This is a genomic window from Microbacterium sp. LKL04 (genome assembly GCF_900102005.1).
In the GTDB taxonomy this organism is placed as follows: domain Bacteria; phylum Actinomycetota; class Actinomycetes; order Actinomycetales; family Microbacteriaceae; genus Microbacterium.
This window is the reverse complement of sequence record NZ_LT627736.1, coordinates 2188080-2203383: the sequence shown is the minus strand read 5'-3', so window position 1 is coordinate 2203383 and position 15304 is coordinate 2188080. Positions and strand designations below refer to the sequence as shown.

Sequence of the window (15304 nt, the reverse complement as noted above, 5' to 3'; positions counted from 1 at the left end):
GTAACGTGGGTCCGAAGCATCCGTCAAGGCAGGTCACGTGGCAGTCAGTGTGAAGGACGTCGCTCGCGCGGCGGGAGTGTCGGTGGGGACCGTGTCGAACGTCCTCAACCGGCCCGAGAAGGTCTCTCCAGCGACGGTGGAACGCGTGCACGCGGCCATCACCGAGCTCGGCTTCGTCCGCAACGACGCCGCGCGGCAATTGCGCGCCGGACGCAGCCGAACCGTCGGACTCGTCGTCCTCGACTCGGCCAACCCGTTCTTCGCCGAGGTCGCCCGCGGCGCCGAGGAGCGCGCCGCCGAGCACGGCGTGACGGTCCTCCTCGGCAGCAGCGGCCAGGAGGCGGCGCGCGAGAACGCATACCTCGACCTCTTCCGCGAGCAGCGCGTCAACGGTGTGCTGCTGACCCCGCTCGCCCTCGACGAGGCGCGGGCCGAGACGCTCGAGACGGCCGGCGTGCCGATCGTGCTCGTCGACGCCGAGGCCGACGGAGACCTCCCGTCTGTGGCCGTCGACGACGTCGAAGGCGGATACCTCGCCGTGCAGCACCTGCTGGCGCAGGGACGTCGCCGCATCCTGTTCGCCGGGGGCCCGGCATCCGTCCGCCAGGTGGCCGACCGCCTCGACGGAGCGCGGCGTGCGCTCGCCGAGGTGCCGGACGCGACCCTCGAGGTCGCCTCGACCGACGAGCTCACGGTGCTCGCGGGGCGCCTCGTCGGAGAGGACCTCGCCCGGCGCGACGCGAGCGAGCGGCCCGACGGCGTGTTCTGTGCCAACGATCTGCTGGCCGTCGGGGTGCTGCAGGGTGCCGGCATCCTCGGGTCGCTGCGCGTCCCCGAGGACCTCGCCCTCATCGGCTACGACGACATCGACTTCGCTCAGTCGACGGTCGTGCCGCTCAGCTCGATCCGCCAGCCCGCGCGCGAGATCGGCGCCGCCGCCGTCGACGCGCTGTTCGCCACGCTGTCGGACCCGGATGCCGCGCCCCAGCGCATCCGCTTCCGCCCCGAGCTCGTCGTCCGCGCCTCGACCGGGGGCTGACGCACGGCGGGGCACTGTCGCCGTCGGCGGGCCTGCGGCGGGTCGGGCGGCGGGGCTGAGCTTCGGCGCGCGGCACTGTCCGCGGAGATCGACGCTGTCCGCGGCGTGTCGGGCGGAATCCGAGCGCGTTTCGCCGCGAATCTCCGCGGTTCGTGCCGCAGGGCTGTGGGCGGGATGCCGAGAGGGGCGAGGCGCCGGAGCGCTCGCGCCTGCGTGATTCGGACGTCGGTGAGGCGTCGCGCCGCACCAATCGCGGGGTTTTGGCGCAGCCGGCGGAGTGCGGCGCTGCCTCGGCCGCGTTCCGCTCGGATATCCGCGGTTCGTGCCGCGCGGCTGAGGGGGGATGCCGGCATCCATTGACACGATTCAACACCGCGCCTAGGCTCGGCGGACGACTGGGGAAAACGCATTCCATATCGAGTTCAAGGGTGAACAGCATGAGAAGACCCGTCCGCACATCCGTCGTCGCCGCGCTCGCCGCAGCGGCCCTCATCGTCCCGGCGCAGGCCGCGATGGCGCATCCGGGGCACGGCCCCGGGAAGCCGAAGCCGGCCGCTTCGCCGCAGCTCGAGAAGCTCGATCGGGGCCTCGTCGCCCTGCCGGGCGAGGACGGTGTCCACCTCACCTGGCGCCTGTTCAAGAGCGAAGCGACCGGCGCGTCGGCCACCGGCCTCACCGGCACCGACTTCGTCGTGAAGCGCGACGGCAAGCGCATCGCGACCGTCACCGACTCGACGACCTACGTCGACCCCGACGGCACCGACCGCTCGAGGTACACCGTCTCGCCGCTGCAGGGCAAGCGCGAGGGCAAGCCGTCCGAGAAGGCGACGGTGCAGGGGTCGCCGTTCCTCGACATCCCGCTCACGAAGCCCGCCGACGGTGTCACTCCCGCGGGCGAGGCGTACACCTACTCGGCGAACGACGTGTCGGTCGGCGACGTGGACGGCGACGGCGCGTACGAGTACATCGTCAAGTGGGACCCGTCGAACTCGAAGGACGTCTCGCAGGTCGGCTACACCGGCCCGGTCTACATCGACACGTACGAGCTCGACGGCACGCTGCTGAACCGTATCGACCTGGGCGTGAACATCCGCGCGGGTGCGCACTATACGCAGTTCCTCGTCTACGACTTCGACGGCAACGGCAAGGCCGAGATCATGATGAAGACGGCGCCGGGTACGAAGAGCACGGAGTACAAGAAGGGCAGGGCCAAGAAGGCCGAGTTCGTCACGATGCCGAAGGCCGACCGCAAGGCCGGCTACTCCCACTCCGACGACTACCGGCTGAGCGCCGAGGACTACGCCTCCCACCTCGCCGACGTCTTCCAGGGATGGTCGGAGCGCGACGAGGTCGTGTCGGGTCAGTGGCCCGCCACGATCGAAGAAGCGCTCGGCACCGAGCCGACGCACGATTACCCGCTGTCGCGCGCCGACGCCGAGGAGCTCGTCGACTACTTCATCGACGTCTACGCCCCGTCGCGTTCCGCCCGCAACGTGCTGCGGAACTTCGAGGGCTTCATCGTCGACGGACCCGAGTACCTGACCGTGTTCGAGGGCAAGACCGGCAAGGAGCTCGAGACGGTCCGCTACGAGCCGGGCCGCGGCGACGACGGCCTGCTCTGGGGCGACTACGCGATGTCCCGCATCGAGCCGGGCAACCGGGTCGACCGCTTCCTCTCGGGCGTCGCCTACCTCGACGGAAAGCGTCCGTCGGCGGTCTTCGCCCGCGGCTACTACACCCGCTCCACCGTCGCGACGTACGACTGGAACGGCAAGCACCTGACCAAGCGCTGGTTCGTCGACAGCGGGCACGTCCCGCTGACGAACCCGTTCAACGACGGGCCGCACGGGCGTGACGGCACCGATCCCGAATACGGCACGCTGACGACGCAGGGCTTCCACAGCCTGAGCGCCGCGGACGTCGACGGTGACGGCAAGCAGGAGATCGTCTACGGCTCTGCGACGCTCGACGATGACGGCAGTCTGCTCTACTCGTCGTTCGACACGATGCCCGAGGGCAGCGCGACGCCCGGCGAGAACGTGCGTCTTGGTCACGGCGACGCGATGCACGTCGGCGACTTCGACCCGAATCGCCCCGGCAAGGAGATCTTCACCGTCCACGAGGGTGGCACATACGCCCCGTACGGCACGGCGATGCGGGATGCCGCGACGGGCGAGGTGCTCTTCGGTGCCTACTCGGGCCGCGACACCGGCCGCGGCATGGTGGGCGACGTCCGTCCAGACGTCGACGGTGTCGAGGTCTGGTCGAGCATGCCGGCGGGAACGGATGCCTCGGGCCTCCTCTCTGCCGACGGGGACACCCTGCAGACCACCAACCCGGGTACGAACATGTCGATCCGCTGGGCCGGTGACCTCACGACGCAGATCGTGAACGGGGCGCAGACCGTGACCCCGACGATCGACGACTGGACGCGCGGGACGATGCTCACGGCATCCGGCACCCTCACCAACAACGGCACGAAGGGCAACCCGTCCCTCGTCGCCGACGTGCTGGGCGACTGGCGCGAGGAACTGCTCGTGCGGACGGCCGACTCGTCGGCGCTGCGCATCTACGTCTCGACCGAGCCGACGGAGCACAAGCTCTACACGCTCATGCACGACCCGCAATACCGGGCCGAGATCGCGCGTCAGCAGACGACGTACAACCAGCCCGCGTACACGGACTTCTACCTGGCGTCCGACATGTCCTTCGCGGACGTGCCGCTGCGCTGATCTCGACGAGTCGTCGAGCTCACCCTGTCCGACCGAACCAGCCCTCTGCGCGCCGTGCGTAGAGGGCTGGTTCGCGACATGGGGGTGGGTTCGGTGCCGGCGTGCTCGCGTCAGTCGGTCTTGCGGCGACGCGGGGCGGCGGAGCGGGGTGGGGCGGCGCGCATGTGATCGCGGACCCGCCCGAGGATGTCGGCCAGCACGCGGGCCTCGCCGTTGGCCAGGGGCGCGAGGAAGTAGCCGCGGAGGATCTCGAGGTGCCCGGGGAAGACCGTCGCGAGCAGGGCGCGACCGGCATCCGTGATCGTCACCGTCACGCTGCGTTCATCGTCGACGGAGGGGGCGCGCGTGACGAGGCCGCGCGACTCCAACAGCTGCGCCTGATAGGTCAGGCCGCTGCGGCTGTAGACGACGCCGTCGGCGAGGTCGGTCATGCGCGCACTGCCGTCGGGGGCATCGCCGAGCGTCGCGAGGACGTGGAACTGCACGTAGCTGAGGCCGCCGGCATCCTTCAGCTGCTGTTCGACGGCGTGCCGCAGGAGGTTGCCCACCTCGGTCACGGCGAAGTAAGCGTCCAAGTCGGCATCGCTGATTCCACTCATCCGTCGAGCGTACCAATGTTTCGATTTCGAACTACTTGCTTTGAACTCGAAGCAGCGCTACAGTCATCTCATTGCTTCAGATTCGAAGCACAACGAGAGGATAGACCATGAAGACGATGCGCTTCTTCGAGACCGGTGACCCGTCGGTGTTGACGCTCGACGACGTCGAGACGCCGACGCCGGGCGCCGGGCAGGTGTCGCTGCGCGTGGCGGGCGCCGGCGTGAACCCCGCTGACAACGGCATCCGCTTCGGGCGACTGCCGATCCCGATCACCCTGCCGCACACCCCGGGCTACGACGTCTCGGGGACCGTGGTCTCGTTGGGCGACGGCGTCACGGGCTTCGCTCAGGGCGACCAGGTGATCGGGTTCCTGCCGATGACCGATGACGGCGCGGCGGCTGAGTACGTGCTCGCGCCGGCCGAAGCGCTGGTACCGGCTCCGACCTCGGTCGCGCTGGCGGATGCCGCCGGTCTTCCGTCCGTGGGTCTGACCGCGTGGCAGGCGCTCTTCGAGTACGCGGATCTGCAGGCCGGGCAGCGGATCGTCATCGCCGGGGCCGGCGGCGTCGTCGGTCTCCACGCGGTGCGCCTCGCGAAGCGCGCCGGTGCCGAGGTGATCGCGACCGCGAGTTCGCGCAGCTTCTCTGCCGTGACGGATGCCGGTGCGGACCGCGTGATCGACCACACGACGACCTCGGCGGCATCCGCCGTCGACGAGCCGGTCGATGTGGTGCTCAACCTCGCCCCGATCGGTGCAGACGAGTTCGTCGCGCTCGCCGCGCGGGTCCGCGACGGCGGTGTGGTCGTCTCGACGACCGCATGGATGGCGACCCCCTCGGACGAGACGCGCGGCGTTCGAGGGCTGACGGTGTTCGTACGCAGCGACCGGGATCAGCTCGCCGAGCTCGTCCGCCTCGTCGACGCCGGCGAGCTGCGCGTCGACATCGCCGAGCGCGTTCCGCTCGCCGCGCTGCCCGAGGTGCACGCCCGGCTCGAGGCGGGCCAGGTGCACGGGAAGATCGTCGTCACGCCGGGTGCGTGATCGGGCCCGCGGCTCAGCGCGAGCGGACGAGCGCGTTCACGCGCTGCTGCCACTCGCGCAGCTGCCACATCGGGTGGTGCGGGGCGGCGTTCGAGCACAGGACGACGCCCCACACGCCGCGGTCGAGGGCGGTCCGGATGCCGTGTTCCGCCAGGTCGCGCCCGGTCTCGGACTCCTCGAACCCGCCGTGGAGCGGCGTGTATCCGACCCAGCCCTCGCCGATCACCGCGGGCACACCCCGCCAGCGCGCCCATTCGGCGATCGCGATGACTCGGGATTCGATCTCGCGGTGCATCACCTCGGCGTAGCGCGGGTACTCGGCGTCGAGCCACGCGTCCCAGGCCGCGGCATCCACCCAGTCGTAGCCGTAGATCATCTGATCGGTGACGACCGTGGCGCGCAGCTTCCATTCGGCGGGCCGGCCGTACTCCGCGAACGACGGGGCATCGGCGCGCAGCAGGGCGCGCAGCTCGGCGTTCGGGAAGTCGCCGCTCCCCTCGGAGCGGATGTCGATGCGCTTCTGGAGGGCGTCGAGCACGCCGTAGCTGTAGACGTGGAACTGCGCGGCTCCGAGACCCTCGGGGACCCGGTGCATCGCCAGGTGCGGCGGCTTGCCGTAGCTGGCCGTGACGAGCAGATCGGGATGCCGCGTCCGCAGCCGCTCGACCTCCGTCGCGCCGCCGTCGCTCAGCGCCGGGAGGATCGAGAAGTCGACCTCGTTGTGAAGTTCGACGAGGGCGACGAGATCGCGGAAGCCGCGCTCGTCGATCCACGCGAGCATCCGATCCCACGCGGCGCCGAGCACGGCGTACCGATCCGCGAGCGGCACTGCGTCGATGGCGTCGAACCACCGGGACGACGCCGCGAACGCGGGCGACTGCTGGTACTCCCAGCTCGCGAGGATCAGCACCAGCCCGTGCCGCCGCGCCGCGGCGAACAGCGCTTCGAGGTGCGCGTACAGGTCGAGCGCGTAGCCACCGGGGGTGTCGTACCAGCGGGTGCGCTGGCCGTAGTACCCGCCGGATGCCGCGGTTCCCAGCCCCTCGATCTCGAGGCCCCGGGCGAGGTCGTCGAGCCCCAGCTCACCGAACAGCAGCAAGGGAGCGGCGCAGATGCGGATCGCGTTGTAGCCGAGCGCGGCCGCGTCGGCACAGGCGGCATCCAGGTCGGCGTACACGTCTCCCTCGCCGGCGCGGGTGTACCAGGAGAAGTCCCAGAGCGTGATCGCGAGACGGTCGGGGAGGTGTGCGGGCACGGGTCCTGTCGGCCCGTACGGGGTTTCGGGGAGATTGCCCGACCCCAGGTAGCGATCGGTCATGCGTTCATCCTCTCGTTCGCGATGGTGCGGCCGTCGGTTGCCAGGTGGCGCAGCGCGGCGGCCTGCGCCCGTCGCCGGTCGGGGGTGTCGAGATCGAACACGAGCAGCTCCGGCAGCGAGGTCGCGAAGTAGTCGACTTCGTCGGGTGCGGCCTCGATCTGCGTGGCGCGCGCGTCGAGCGCATCCCAGATCGTCTCCGCTGCCGAGCGCTCGCCGAGGCGCGTGTGGGCGACGCCGATCCAGAACGTCGCCTCGTCGGCGGGACGCGGAGCGACCGCGAGCGGCGTCGTCATGCGGGCCCGCTCCCAGGCGGCGCGGGCCGCGTCGTCGTCGCCGGCGAGGCGGTGCGCGTCGCCGAGGGCCACGAGTCGTTCGGCCTGAGGGACCGCGGGATGCCGCCCCTCGCCGAGATTCGCGGGGGCGTCGATGCCCGCCTCGAGCAGTGCGACGGCGGCGTCCGCACGGCCCTCGGCGCAGAATCGCCGCGCCAGGAGGCAGGCCGCGCGGTCGTAGGCGGCCAGCACGACGCCTTCGCCGCCCTCGAACGGGCGGAACACGCGCGTCGTCAGGATCCGCCACGCGTCATCGAGTCGGCCCGCGTCGAGCAGGAGCCCGACGTGACTGACCGCGAGGTCGTCGCGGGCGTCGAGCGCGGCGGGGTGGCGTTCCATGAGCGCGAGGCGGGCGGCGGCATCCGTCCCCGTCAGCTGCGCGAGCAGGTCGCGCTCGAGGACGAGGCGCGGGTCGGGGCGGCGGGCGAGCGCGGACTCGTACAGGTCGGCCGCGTCGGCGGGGTCGCCGCCGGTGCGGACCGTCGCGAGGGCGAGGTTGCGCAGCATGACCGGGTCGTCGCAGCCCAGGTCCCGTGCGCGCTGGAGAGCCGTGCGGGCGTCGTCGTCGCGACCGGCATCGAGCAGCCAGGCGCCGAGCATCCCTGCCGCAGCGGAGGACCCGGCCGCGGTGCCGGCGACGAGGGCATCGTGCTGGTCGAGCCCGGCGGGGAAGGCGCCCCCGAGGTCGAGCAGGTCGGCGGCGGCGCGCTCGGTGGCGGCGAGGTCGGGGCCACCGGCGGCATCCGCCCACGCTGCGCGGAGGATCAGCCGGACCGGCTCGAGGTTGCCGAATCCGGCGTCGCCGGTCGCCTCGCGCTCGGTCGCGGCGAGGGCCTCGTCGAGCGCGCCGGCGCGGGCGAACTCGGCGCCGGCGTCGAGCGCGGCGCGCGGGTCCGACGGTGCGGAGCCAGCGAGGCAGCCCGTGATCGGGTCGAGGGGGTCCGCCGCGGTCAGGGCATCGAGTGCGGCGGCGACGTCCCGGCCGAGCCGGCGCAGCGCGAGCACGCGGAGCCGCTGGGCCTCGGCGATCGGCCCGGCGGCGTCTGCACGTCGGAGGGCGTCGGCCGGTCGACCGTCCGCCAGAGCGAGACGGGCGCGGGCGAGGGATGCCGGTGCCGCCCACACCGCGTTCCACGCCGCGCGCGCGAATCGGCGATCGGCGTCGGCACGCTCGCCGAGACGCTCGAGCGCGAGCCCGAGCAGGTAGTGCGCCTCGCCGTCGCGGGGGTTGAGGTTGCGGCGGGTCTCGCGGGCGACCGCCGCCTCGAGGTGCTCGCGCGCCGCGGTGTACTCACCCCGCGCGAGGTGCCACGAACCGAGCATCGTGCGAGCGCGGGCGTCGTCCGGATCACGCCGGAGCGCCTCGTGGAGGTAGGGGAGGGGCGACCGGGTGGGATGCCGGTACTGCACGAGGTGGGTCGCGGTGAGCAGCAGCTCGTCGATGCCCGCGATGCGCTCGGCCGGCTCGGGCGCCGTCGCAACCCAGGGCTCGATCGGCTCCGCGTCGCGCCGGACCCATCGCACGAGGGTCGCGTCGCCCGCGACCAGCGCCACCGCGACTGCGCTCCCAGCGACCTCGATAGCGGCGGGGGAGCCGGGTCCGACGGCGACCTCGAACATTTCCCGTTCGCCGTCCTCGAGCTCGACCTCGACGCGCGCCGCCTCGTGCGCGCGCGTCGTGATCACGCCGATGCGCGACCGGCCGCCGTCGGTCGTGACCGAGACCGCGGCATCCGTCGTCGCCTGCCGGACCGGGCCGATCGCGTGGATCGGGAACCAGTGCTGCGAGAACGCCTTCGTCTCGCCGGGGACGAGCCAGGCGAAGTCGGGCTGGTTGTCGGTGTAGACGCCGGCCATGAGCTCGACGTAGGGGCCGTCGGTGTCGGTGAGCTGGTCGTCCCACGCGCGTCCGATGGGTCCGTCGCCCCATGTCCACTGCTTCTTGCCCGGTGAGATCGCGGGGTCGGCCCAGTGCACGAAGCCCGCATCGGCGGCGTGGTCGTAGCCGCCGAAGAACCCGTCGTCGGTGTCGGTGATCATGTACGACGTCGGAACCGGGATGTTGCTGTAGACGTCGATGCGGTCGGCGTCGGGGCGCTCGGCCGCGAGGGTGGGGTAGTCGACGCCGTAGTACGGCCGGTCGGCGCGCGGGAACGCGGTGATCGCGCGACGCGCGTGGTCGGCGACGTAGCTCACGTCGTCGGGGAAGAAGGACTGGTACCGCTCGTGCGACCGGGCGGCGACGTTCGCCCACCACAGGAAGGTCTGCGGCACGTCGGTGCGGTTGTGGAGGCGCACGTCGAGCTCGATGAGCGATGATCCCGGGCGCAGTCGCACGCCGTGGACGCCCCGCATCCGCTGCAGCGGGTCGAGGTCGCTGTGCCAGACGACCGCCGCGCCGTCGTCCTCTCGCTCGATGCGGCTGTCGACGGGCAGGAACGTCGCCGGCCGGTGGTGTTGCGGCCAGTTGAACTCGACGCCGCCCGAGATCCACGGCCCGGCGAGGCCGACGAGTGCCGGTTTGATGACGTTGTTCCGGTAGAAGAAGTCGTAACCGGCGACCTTGTCGTAGCCGATGTGGATGCGTCCGCCGAGCTCGGGCAGGAGCATCAGCCGGACGTAGGCGTTCTCGAGGTGGATCGCCCGCCACGCGCGGGGCCGCTTCTCGTGCGAGATCGACTCGATCATCGGCAGCGGATAGACCCGCCCGCTCGAGCCCTGGTAGACGCGCCGGTCCAGGAACGCCGGGTACGGGTCGGGGTCGCCGGGCTCGTACGTGTCGATGATGACGTCCTCGGACCAGCACGCGACCCCGCTGTCGTCGAGCAGCGCCTGCTGGTCGGCGGGGGCGTCGGGGAGCAGGATGCGGCTGGGCGCAGCGTCGGGCATGGGGCGAATCTATGCGGGGCGGCAAGCTCGAGCCATGGGTTCGCGTGCGGTCGACATGGACGATTCGACGATGCGGTGCGGCAGGATGAAGGGATGCAGCGCGCGGAGGGGTTCGAGCGGCAGCGGCTGAGCGTCGTGCCGCGTCCCGTCGTCGAGGCAGCCCTCGCCAAGCCGGTGACCCGGCGGATGGTGGTGACGGATGCCGGCTACTTCCCACGCGCGGCGGGCCACGGCCGGCATCGCCCCACGGGTGCTCCCGAAACCATCGTCATCGTCTGCGTGTCGGGGGCCGGATGGGTTGAGGCGGGCGGTCAGCGGACGCGCGTCGGGTCGGCGACGGCGATCGTCATCCCGGGTGGTCTGCCGCACTCCTATGGGGCGGATGCCGGGGATCCCTGGACGATCTGGTGGTGCCACGTGCGCGGTTCGGACGTGCCGGAGCTGGTCGAGGCCGCGGGTGTGTCCGCGGACCGCGTGGTGCTGCCGCTGCGCGCCGTCGAGCGGGCGACCGCCCTGCTCGACGAGATCTCGACCTCGCTGGCGCGAGACACGACGCCGGCGCGGATGGTCGCGGCATCCGGGATGGCGTGGCGGTTGTTCACGCAGCTCGCGGTCGACCGGCTGCTACCGGAGCACGGGACGCCCGTGGAGCGGGCGCTGCGCTACCTCGAGGAGCGCATCGACGGCACCGTGCACGTGGGTGAGCTCGCGGCGATGGTCGGGGTGTCGCCCTCGCACCTCGCCGCCCTGTTCCGCGATGCGACCGGCGGCGGGGTCATCGCGCACCACCTTGCACTGAAGATGGCGCATGCCCGGCACCTGCTCGATACGACCGACCTGCTTGTCGCTGAGGTCGCGCGCCGCGTCGGCATGGACGATGCGTTCTACTTCTCGCGGAGGTTCCGCGTCGCCCACGGGGTGTCGCCGACGGCGTACCGGGGGCAGGGGAAGGGGTGATCGGTCCACCTTCGCGAGCGCAGTCGTCGTCTGAGCAGGCTGCGGACGCTAGCGGGTGCCGTCGAGAATGAGTCGGGTTGCTTCATCCGCCGCGTCCCATTGAGGGAAGTGGCCGCAGCGCTCGAACCAGTGCAGGACGGCGTCCGGGAACAGTTCTGTGGCTCGAGAGGCCTGACGGGGCACCGTCACCAGATCACGCCGCCCCCACCCGATCGTGACCCGGCCAGGTACCGTCCCGGCCGGGGCACCCTGTTGCTTGGGTCCCTTTGTGAGGGCGTTCATGGCGGCCCCGGTCGACGGCGAATCGGCCAGTCCGCGCACGTCCGGCAGCACGATCTCGGGCGAGAGGGCCCAGGGCCGCGCCGACAACTGCGCGAGCAGCACAGTCCTTCCGACAGCGTTGCCCAGCAGGGCCGGCAGCATGCCTCGCAGCGCTCTGACCAGAGCAATCGAGGGCCGCAGCGTTGCGCCGAAGACGACGAGCTCGCGGTGACTCCAGAAGCCGCCCGGGTCCAACGCCACAGCGTCACCGCCGACCCCTCGCCGCGCGAGCTCGAGCACGATTCGGCCGCCCATCGACTGGCCTGCGGTCGAGACCCCGTCCAGCCCCTGCTCGCGGATGAAGTCCGCGACAGAGTCGGCCAACGTGGCGATCGAGACCTCACCGGCCAAGGGCGGAGTCTCACCGAACCCGGGTAGGTCGACGGCGATGACCTCACGGTGTTCCGCCAGTCGGTCGAGGATCGGGGTCCAAGACCGCAACCCTGCGCCCAGACCGTGTACGAGCAGCAGAGGGCTGCCGTTCCCGCGTCGAATGTGGTTCAGCGTCACCCACGCAACGCTATCCCGCGTGGATCCAGGGAGGGCCGGATCGCCTCGGGCATCCGCCGACGGGGCGTGGAGGACGACCGTCGCCGACGGCATGCCTGGACGATCCGACGACCTCGACTCGCCGCGTCCGCATGCGCTCATAGGCTCGGATCCGTCCCCGCCCCCGTTGGAGTCCCGATGACGCGCGTCCACGCCCTCACCGTCCGTCCGCCCGCCGCGATCGAGCTCGCGGACATCCGCCCATCGGCGGGTGATGACTCCGGCGTCGAGGTGACGGTCCAGTCCGTTCGACAGGACGGCATCCCGGTCTTCCCGATCACCGGCGAGATCCACTACTCCCGCATCCCCCGCGAGAAGTGGATGCCGGTGCTCACCGCCGCGCGCGCCGGCGGCCTGACCCACGTGTCGACCTACGCACTGTGGAATCATCACGAACCCGAGCGCGGCCGCATCGATTTCACCGGCGGACTCGACGTGCGCGCGTTCCTCGAGACGGCGCGCGACGCGGGTCTCGGGCTCATCCTGCGGATCGGCCCGTACGCCCACGCCGAGGCGCGGTACGGCGGTCTGCCCGACTGGCTCGTGGACTCAGGGCTTCCGCTGCGCACGAACGACCCGGCGTACCTCGCCGAGGTCGAGCGGTGGTACACCGAGCTCGCGCGGCAGGTGAGCGGCATCCCCCTGTTCTCGATCCAGGTCGACAACGAGCTGTACGACGGCGCCGACCACCTCACCCGGCTGCGCGAGATGGCGGAGGGGTTCGGCCTGCGCGCGCCGATCTGGACGGCGACCGGGTGGGGCGGAGCCCAGTTACCGGACGGATTCCTGCCGGTCTACGGCGGATACCCCGAGTCATTCTGGGTCGACGCCGATGTCGAGCCCGACCTGCGCAGCCACGCGAACTTCTACCCGTCGCCGCGCCGCGATGACGATTCGATCGGCGCAGACCACCGCGCCGGCGCGCCCGTGGCCGAAGCGGTGCGGGCGCCGCATCCGTTCACGACCTGCGAGCTCGGCTCGGGCATGACCTCGGCCTACCACCGCCGTCTCGACGTGCCCGCCGCCGATGTCGCGGCCCTCGCGATGGCCAAGCTCGCCTCGGGCAGCGTCTGGCAGGGGTACTACATGTACGCCGACGGCCGGAATCCGCGCCGCGGCCTGCAGGAGTCGCACGCCGCGGCCGGACCGAACGACTTCCCCGAGATCGCCTACGACTTCGGTGCGCCGGTCCAGGTCGACGGCGCGACGCGGCCGAGCTGGGCGGCGCTCCGCCGGCAGCACCTCATGCTGGCGCAGTGGGGATCGGCGCTCGCCACCATGCCCGCCTTCTTCGCCGACGACGCCGTCGACTCGCCCGACCTCACCGGGCTGCGCTGGTCGGTGCGCTCGGACGGGCGACGCGGATTCGTATTCGTCGTGAACCGGCATCCTGGGGTCGACCTGCCCGCCCACGACGGTGTGCGGTTCGAGGTCGGCGACACCGTCTTCCCCGAGGTCGACATCCCGACCGGCGCGGTCTTCGCCTGGCCGTTCGGGATGCCGCTCGGCGAGGCGACCGTGCACTGGCTCACCGCACAACCGGTGACCGAGGTGCTGTGGCGGGGAGTGCCGCTGCTGGTCGCGGCGGCGACCGACGGCATCCCGCCTCAGCTCTCTGCCGACGCGGACGTCGCGGAGGTCGCCTCCGAGCGCGGGCGCCTGTGGGAGCTGTCGCGCGACGGCGGTGTCGTCGCGCGGGTGCTCGTGCTCGATGAGACGGATGCCGACGCCGTCGCGCTCGCCGGTGGGCGGCTCGTCTGGGCGCCCGGTGCCGTCGTGACCGACGACGGCGAGGTGACCTTCACGGGGGATGCGGCCGCGGCGCCCCGTGTGGAGGTGCTCGGTGATGACGGGTGGGTGGCGGTCGACGTCGAGCCCGGGCATGCGGCGGAGGTCGCTGTGACCCTTGGGCGGTCCGCCGGGGCGCCGCCCGCCGGCGCCGAGCAGGGCGGCCGCGCGTCGATCCCGACGGACTGGGATGCCGCGGCGGTCATGGCGCTCGCGGTCGATCCAGCCGACGAGCGCGCGCTGCGCCTGGAGTGGACCGGCGATATCGCCCGCGCGTGGGTCGGCGACCGGCTCGTCTCCGATGCCCTGTGGACCGGGCGTCCCTGGCGCATCCCGGCAGCCCTCCGCGGCGACGCGACCGAGCTGCGGATCGAGATCCTGCCGGGGCAGCCGTCCGGGGCGGTGCGGTTCCCCGGCACGCCGCCCGTGGGGGCGGCGATCGTGCGCTCGGAGCTCGAGCCGCGCTCGCGCGTGCGCGTCTGACGCATCCACCCCACCCCTTGCGCTCGAACCCACCCTCTGCGAACGGGATGCAGGGGGTGGGCTCGCGCGCAGAGGGGTGGGTTCGGCGCTCGGCACCGACTGGCGATCACGGCCAGGCAGGCAGTGCGGGCTTGACAGGGACTGAGTGAACTCGACTCGCGTCACCGCCTCAGCGGATCGGGCCGCGGTCAATAGGACATGGCCCAAGAGCGATCACGGTGGTTGACGATTGGGTCAGCGCGCTGGATAACATACGCGCGGCTCTGACCAGAGGCTCCTGACACCATTAGTGAAGGGCAGCACGAGGAACGGGTGGGGCTGGGCTACGGTGGGGCGCAGTGATTTTCACCTGGTGACCATGAGTCACGTACGTGGTTCTTTGACGAAGTGGGGGCTTCATATCAATGGCGCATGCCGAATTTGACGAGATCGGATTCAGTCGTCGCGATCTGATGGCCTTGTCCTCTCTCACTATCGCCTGGATTGCCTTGTCAGAAATCCTCACGGCGAAGGCGGCGAACGCTGCCGACGTTTGGACACGACCTTTCACGACCTACGGCAGGATCTCTCGTCCCTTCAATCTGTCAGACCCGAGATATGCGAATGGGCATCGCGGCGCCGACTACCACCAAGACCCTGGCGGGGATTCGACAGTCAGAGCGATCCGCTCCGGCAGGGTCGTCTACGCGGGAAATCGGATAGCGCAAGGTCAACTGGGCGAGACGCTCGTAATTCAGCACGCATCGCATTGGTCGCTATACGCGCATCTGCACGACTATCCGGAGAGCTCTCGGGGCCCGTTTCGCGTAGGCGTCGGGGACGACGTTCTCAACGGCACCGCGCTCGGCCTCAAGGGGACCACGGGGTACAGCACGGGTCCACATTTGCACCTCGAGATAGGCCGCGGAACCTGGGAGGGCTCATCGAGCCGCCAATCGCACGCGAATCTCGTCAATCCTGAAGCTCTGTTGGCCGGCGCGCCGCCTGCCCCGACCAAACCACGCCCTACCACCCCGCCGCCAGTTGAGGAGAACGACATGTTCACTGACGAAGACCGCAAGAATCTTAACGACCTGGTCGCACTCGCTCCTACGATCCACCAGATCAACCGTCGCGCGGAGACCGCGATCAATGAGGGTCGAGACCGCGCCGCAGCTCTCGCTCGCATTGAGAAATTGCTTGGGCAGGTGGCCTCCCGCTAGTCCGACAGGCAGGTTAAAGAGCATCGCGGCGATTGCTCTCGATGAACTGAGC

Annotated in this window: 10 protein-coding genes; 6 read left to right on the top strand and 4 right to left on the bottom strand. The window is 71.1% G+C overall.

Translation table 11 applies throughout. From position 1 onward, the window contains the following. The first annotated feature begins 37 nt into the window (after positions 1-37). A complete protein-coding gene (locus tag BLP38_RS10720; RefSeq protein WP_165971328.1) occupies positions 38-1039 on the top strand; it encodes a LacI family DNA-binding transcriptional regulator in 1002 nt (333 codons plus the stop codon). 437 nt (positions 1040-1476) lie between these two features. Beyond that, the gene (locus tag BLP38_RS10715) at positions 1477-3771 is read left to right on the top strand and encodes a rhamnogalacturonan lyase (RefSeq protein ID WP_425312234.1); all 2295 of its coding nucleotides are present in this window, start codon (positions 1477-1479) and stop codon (positions 3769-3771) included. Positions 3772-3881: 110 nt separating this feature from the next. On the opposite strand, the gene BLP38_RS10710 is transcribed toward BLP38_RS10715, so the two are convergent. Beyond that, entirely contained in the window at positions 3882-4370 is a 489-nt protein-coding gene (locus BLP38_RS10710) for a MarR family winged helix-turn-helix transcriptional regulator (protein ID WP_091357207.1), read from the bottom strand. Between the two features lie 107 nt (positions 4371-4477). Between BLP38_RS10710 and BLP38_RS10705 the strand changes: the two genes are divergently transcribed. Further along, a complete protein-coding gene (locus BLP38_RS10705) occupies positions 4478-5413 on the top strand; it encodes an NADP-dependent oxidoreductase (protein WP_091357204.1) in 936 nt (311 codons plus the stop codon). Positions 5414-5426: 13 nt separating this feature from the next. Here BLP38_RS10705 and BLP38_RS10700 read toward each other — a convergent pair whose 3' ends face one another. Together BLP38_RS10700 and BLP38_RS10695 are read right to left on the bottom strand one after the other, a co-directional pair. Further along, on the bottom strand, positions 5427-6731 hold the full coding sequence (locus tag BLP38_RS10700) for a cellulase-like family protein (RefSeq protein ID WP_091357202.1): 1305 nt from the start codon (positions 6729-6731) through the stop codon (positions 5427-5429). Then, positions 6728-9952 carry a DUF5107 domain-containing protein gene (locus BLP38_RS10695; RefSeq protein WP_091357199.1) on the bottom strand — a complete coding sequence of 1075 codons (3225 nt, stop codon included), beginning with the start codon at positions 9950-9952 and terminating at the stop codon, positions 6728-6730. Before BLP38_RS10695 ends, BLP38_RS10700 begins: the two co-directional genes overlap by 4 nt. 93 nt (positions 9953-10045) lie before the next feature. On the opposite strand from BLP38_RS10695, the gene BLP38_RS10690 reads away from it, so the two are divergent. After that, positions 10046-10909: an AraC family transcriptional regulator gene (locus tag BLP38_RS10690; protein ID WP_091357197.1), complete on the top strand. Its 864-nt coding sequence runs from the start codon at positions 10046-10048 to the stop codon at positions 10907-10909. 48 nt (positions 10910-10957) lie between these two features. Here BLP38_RS10690 and BLP38_RS10685 read toward each other — a convergent pair whose 3' ends face one another. After that, positions 10958-11740, bottom strand: coding sequence for an alpha/beta fold hydrolase (locus BLP38_RS10685; protein ID WP_091359782.1), 783 nt, complete (start codon positions 11738-11740; stop codon positions 10958-10960). Between the two features lie 177 nt (positions 11741-11917). On the opposite strand from BLP38_RS10685, the gene BLP38_RS10680 reads away from it, so the two are divergent. Both BLP38_RS10680 and BLP38_RS10675 read left to right on the top strand, forming a co-directional pair. After that, a complete protein-coding gene (locus BLP38_RS10680; RefSeq protein WP_091357195.1) occupies positions 11918-14050 on the top strand; it encodes a beta-galactosidase in 2133 nt (710 codons plus the stop codon). 404 nt (positions 14051-14454) lie between these two features. Continuing rightward, positions 14455-15252 carry a M23 family metallopeptidase gene (locus BLP38_RS10675; RefSeq protein WP_091357193.1) on the top strand — a complete coding sequence of 266 codons (798 nt, stop codon included), beginning with the start codon at positions 14455-14457 and terminating at the stop codon, positions 15250-15252. The last annotated feature ends 52 nt before the right edge of the window (positions 15253-15304 follow it).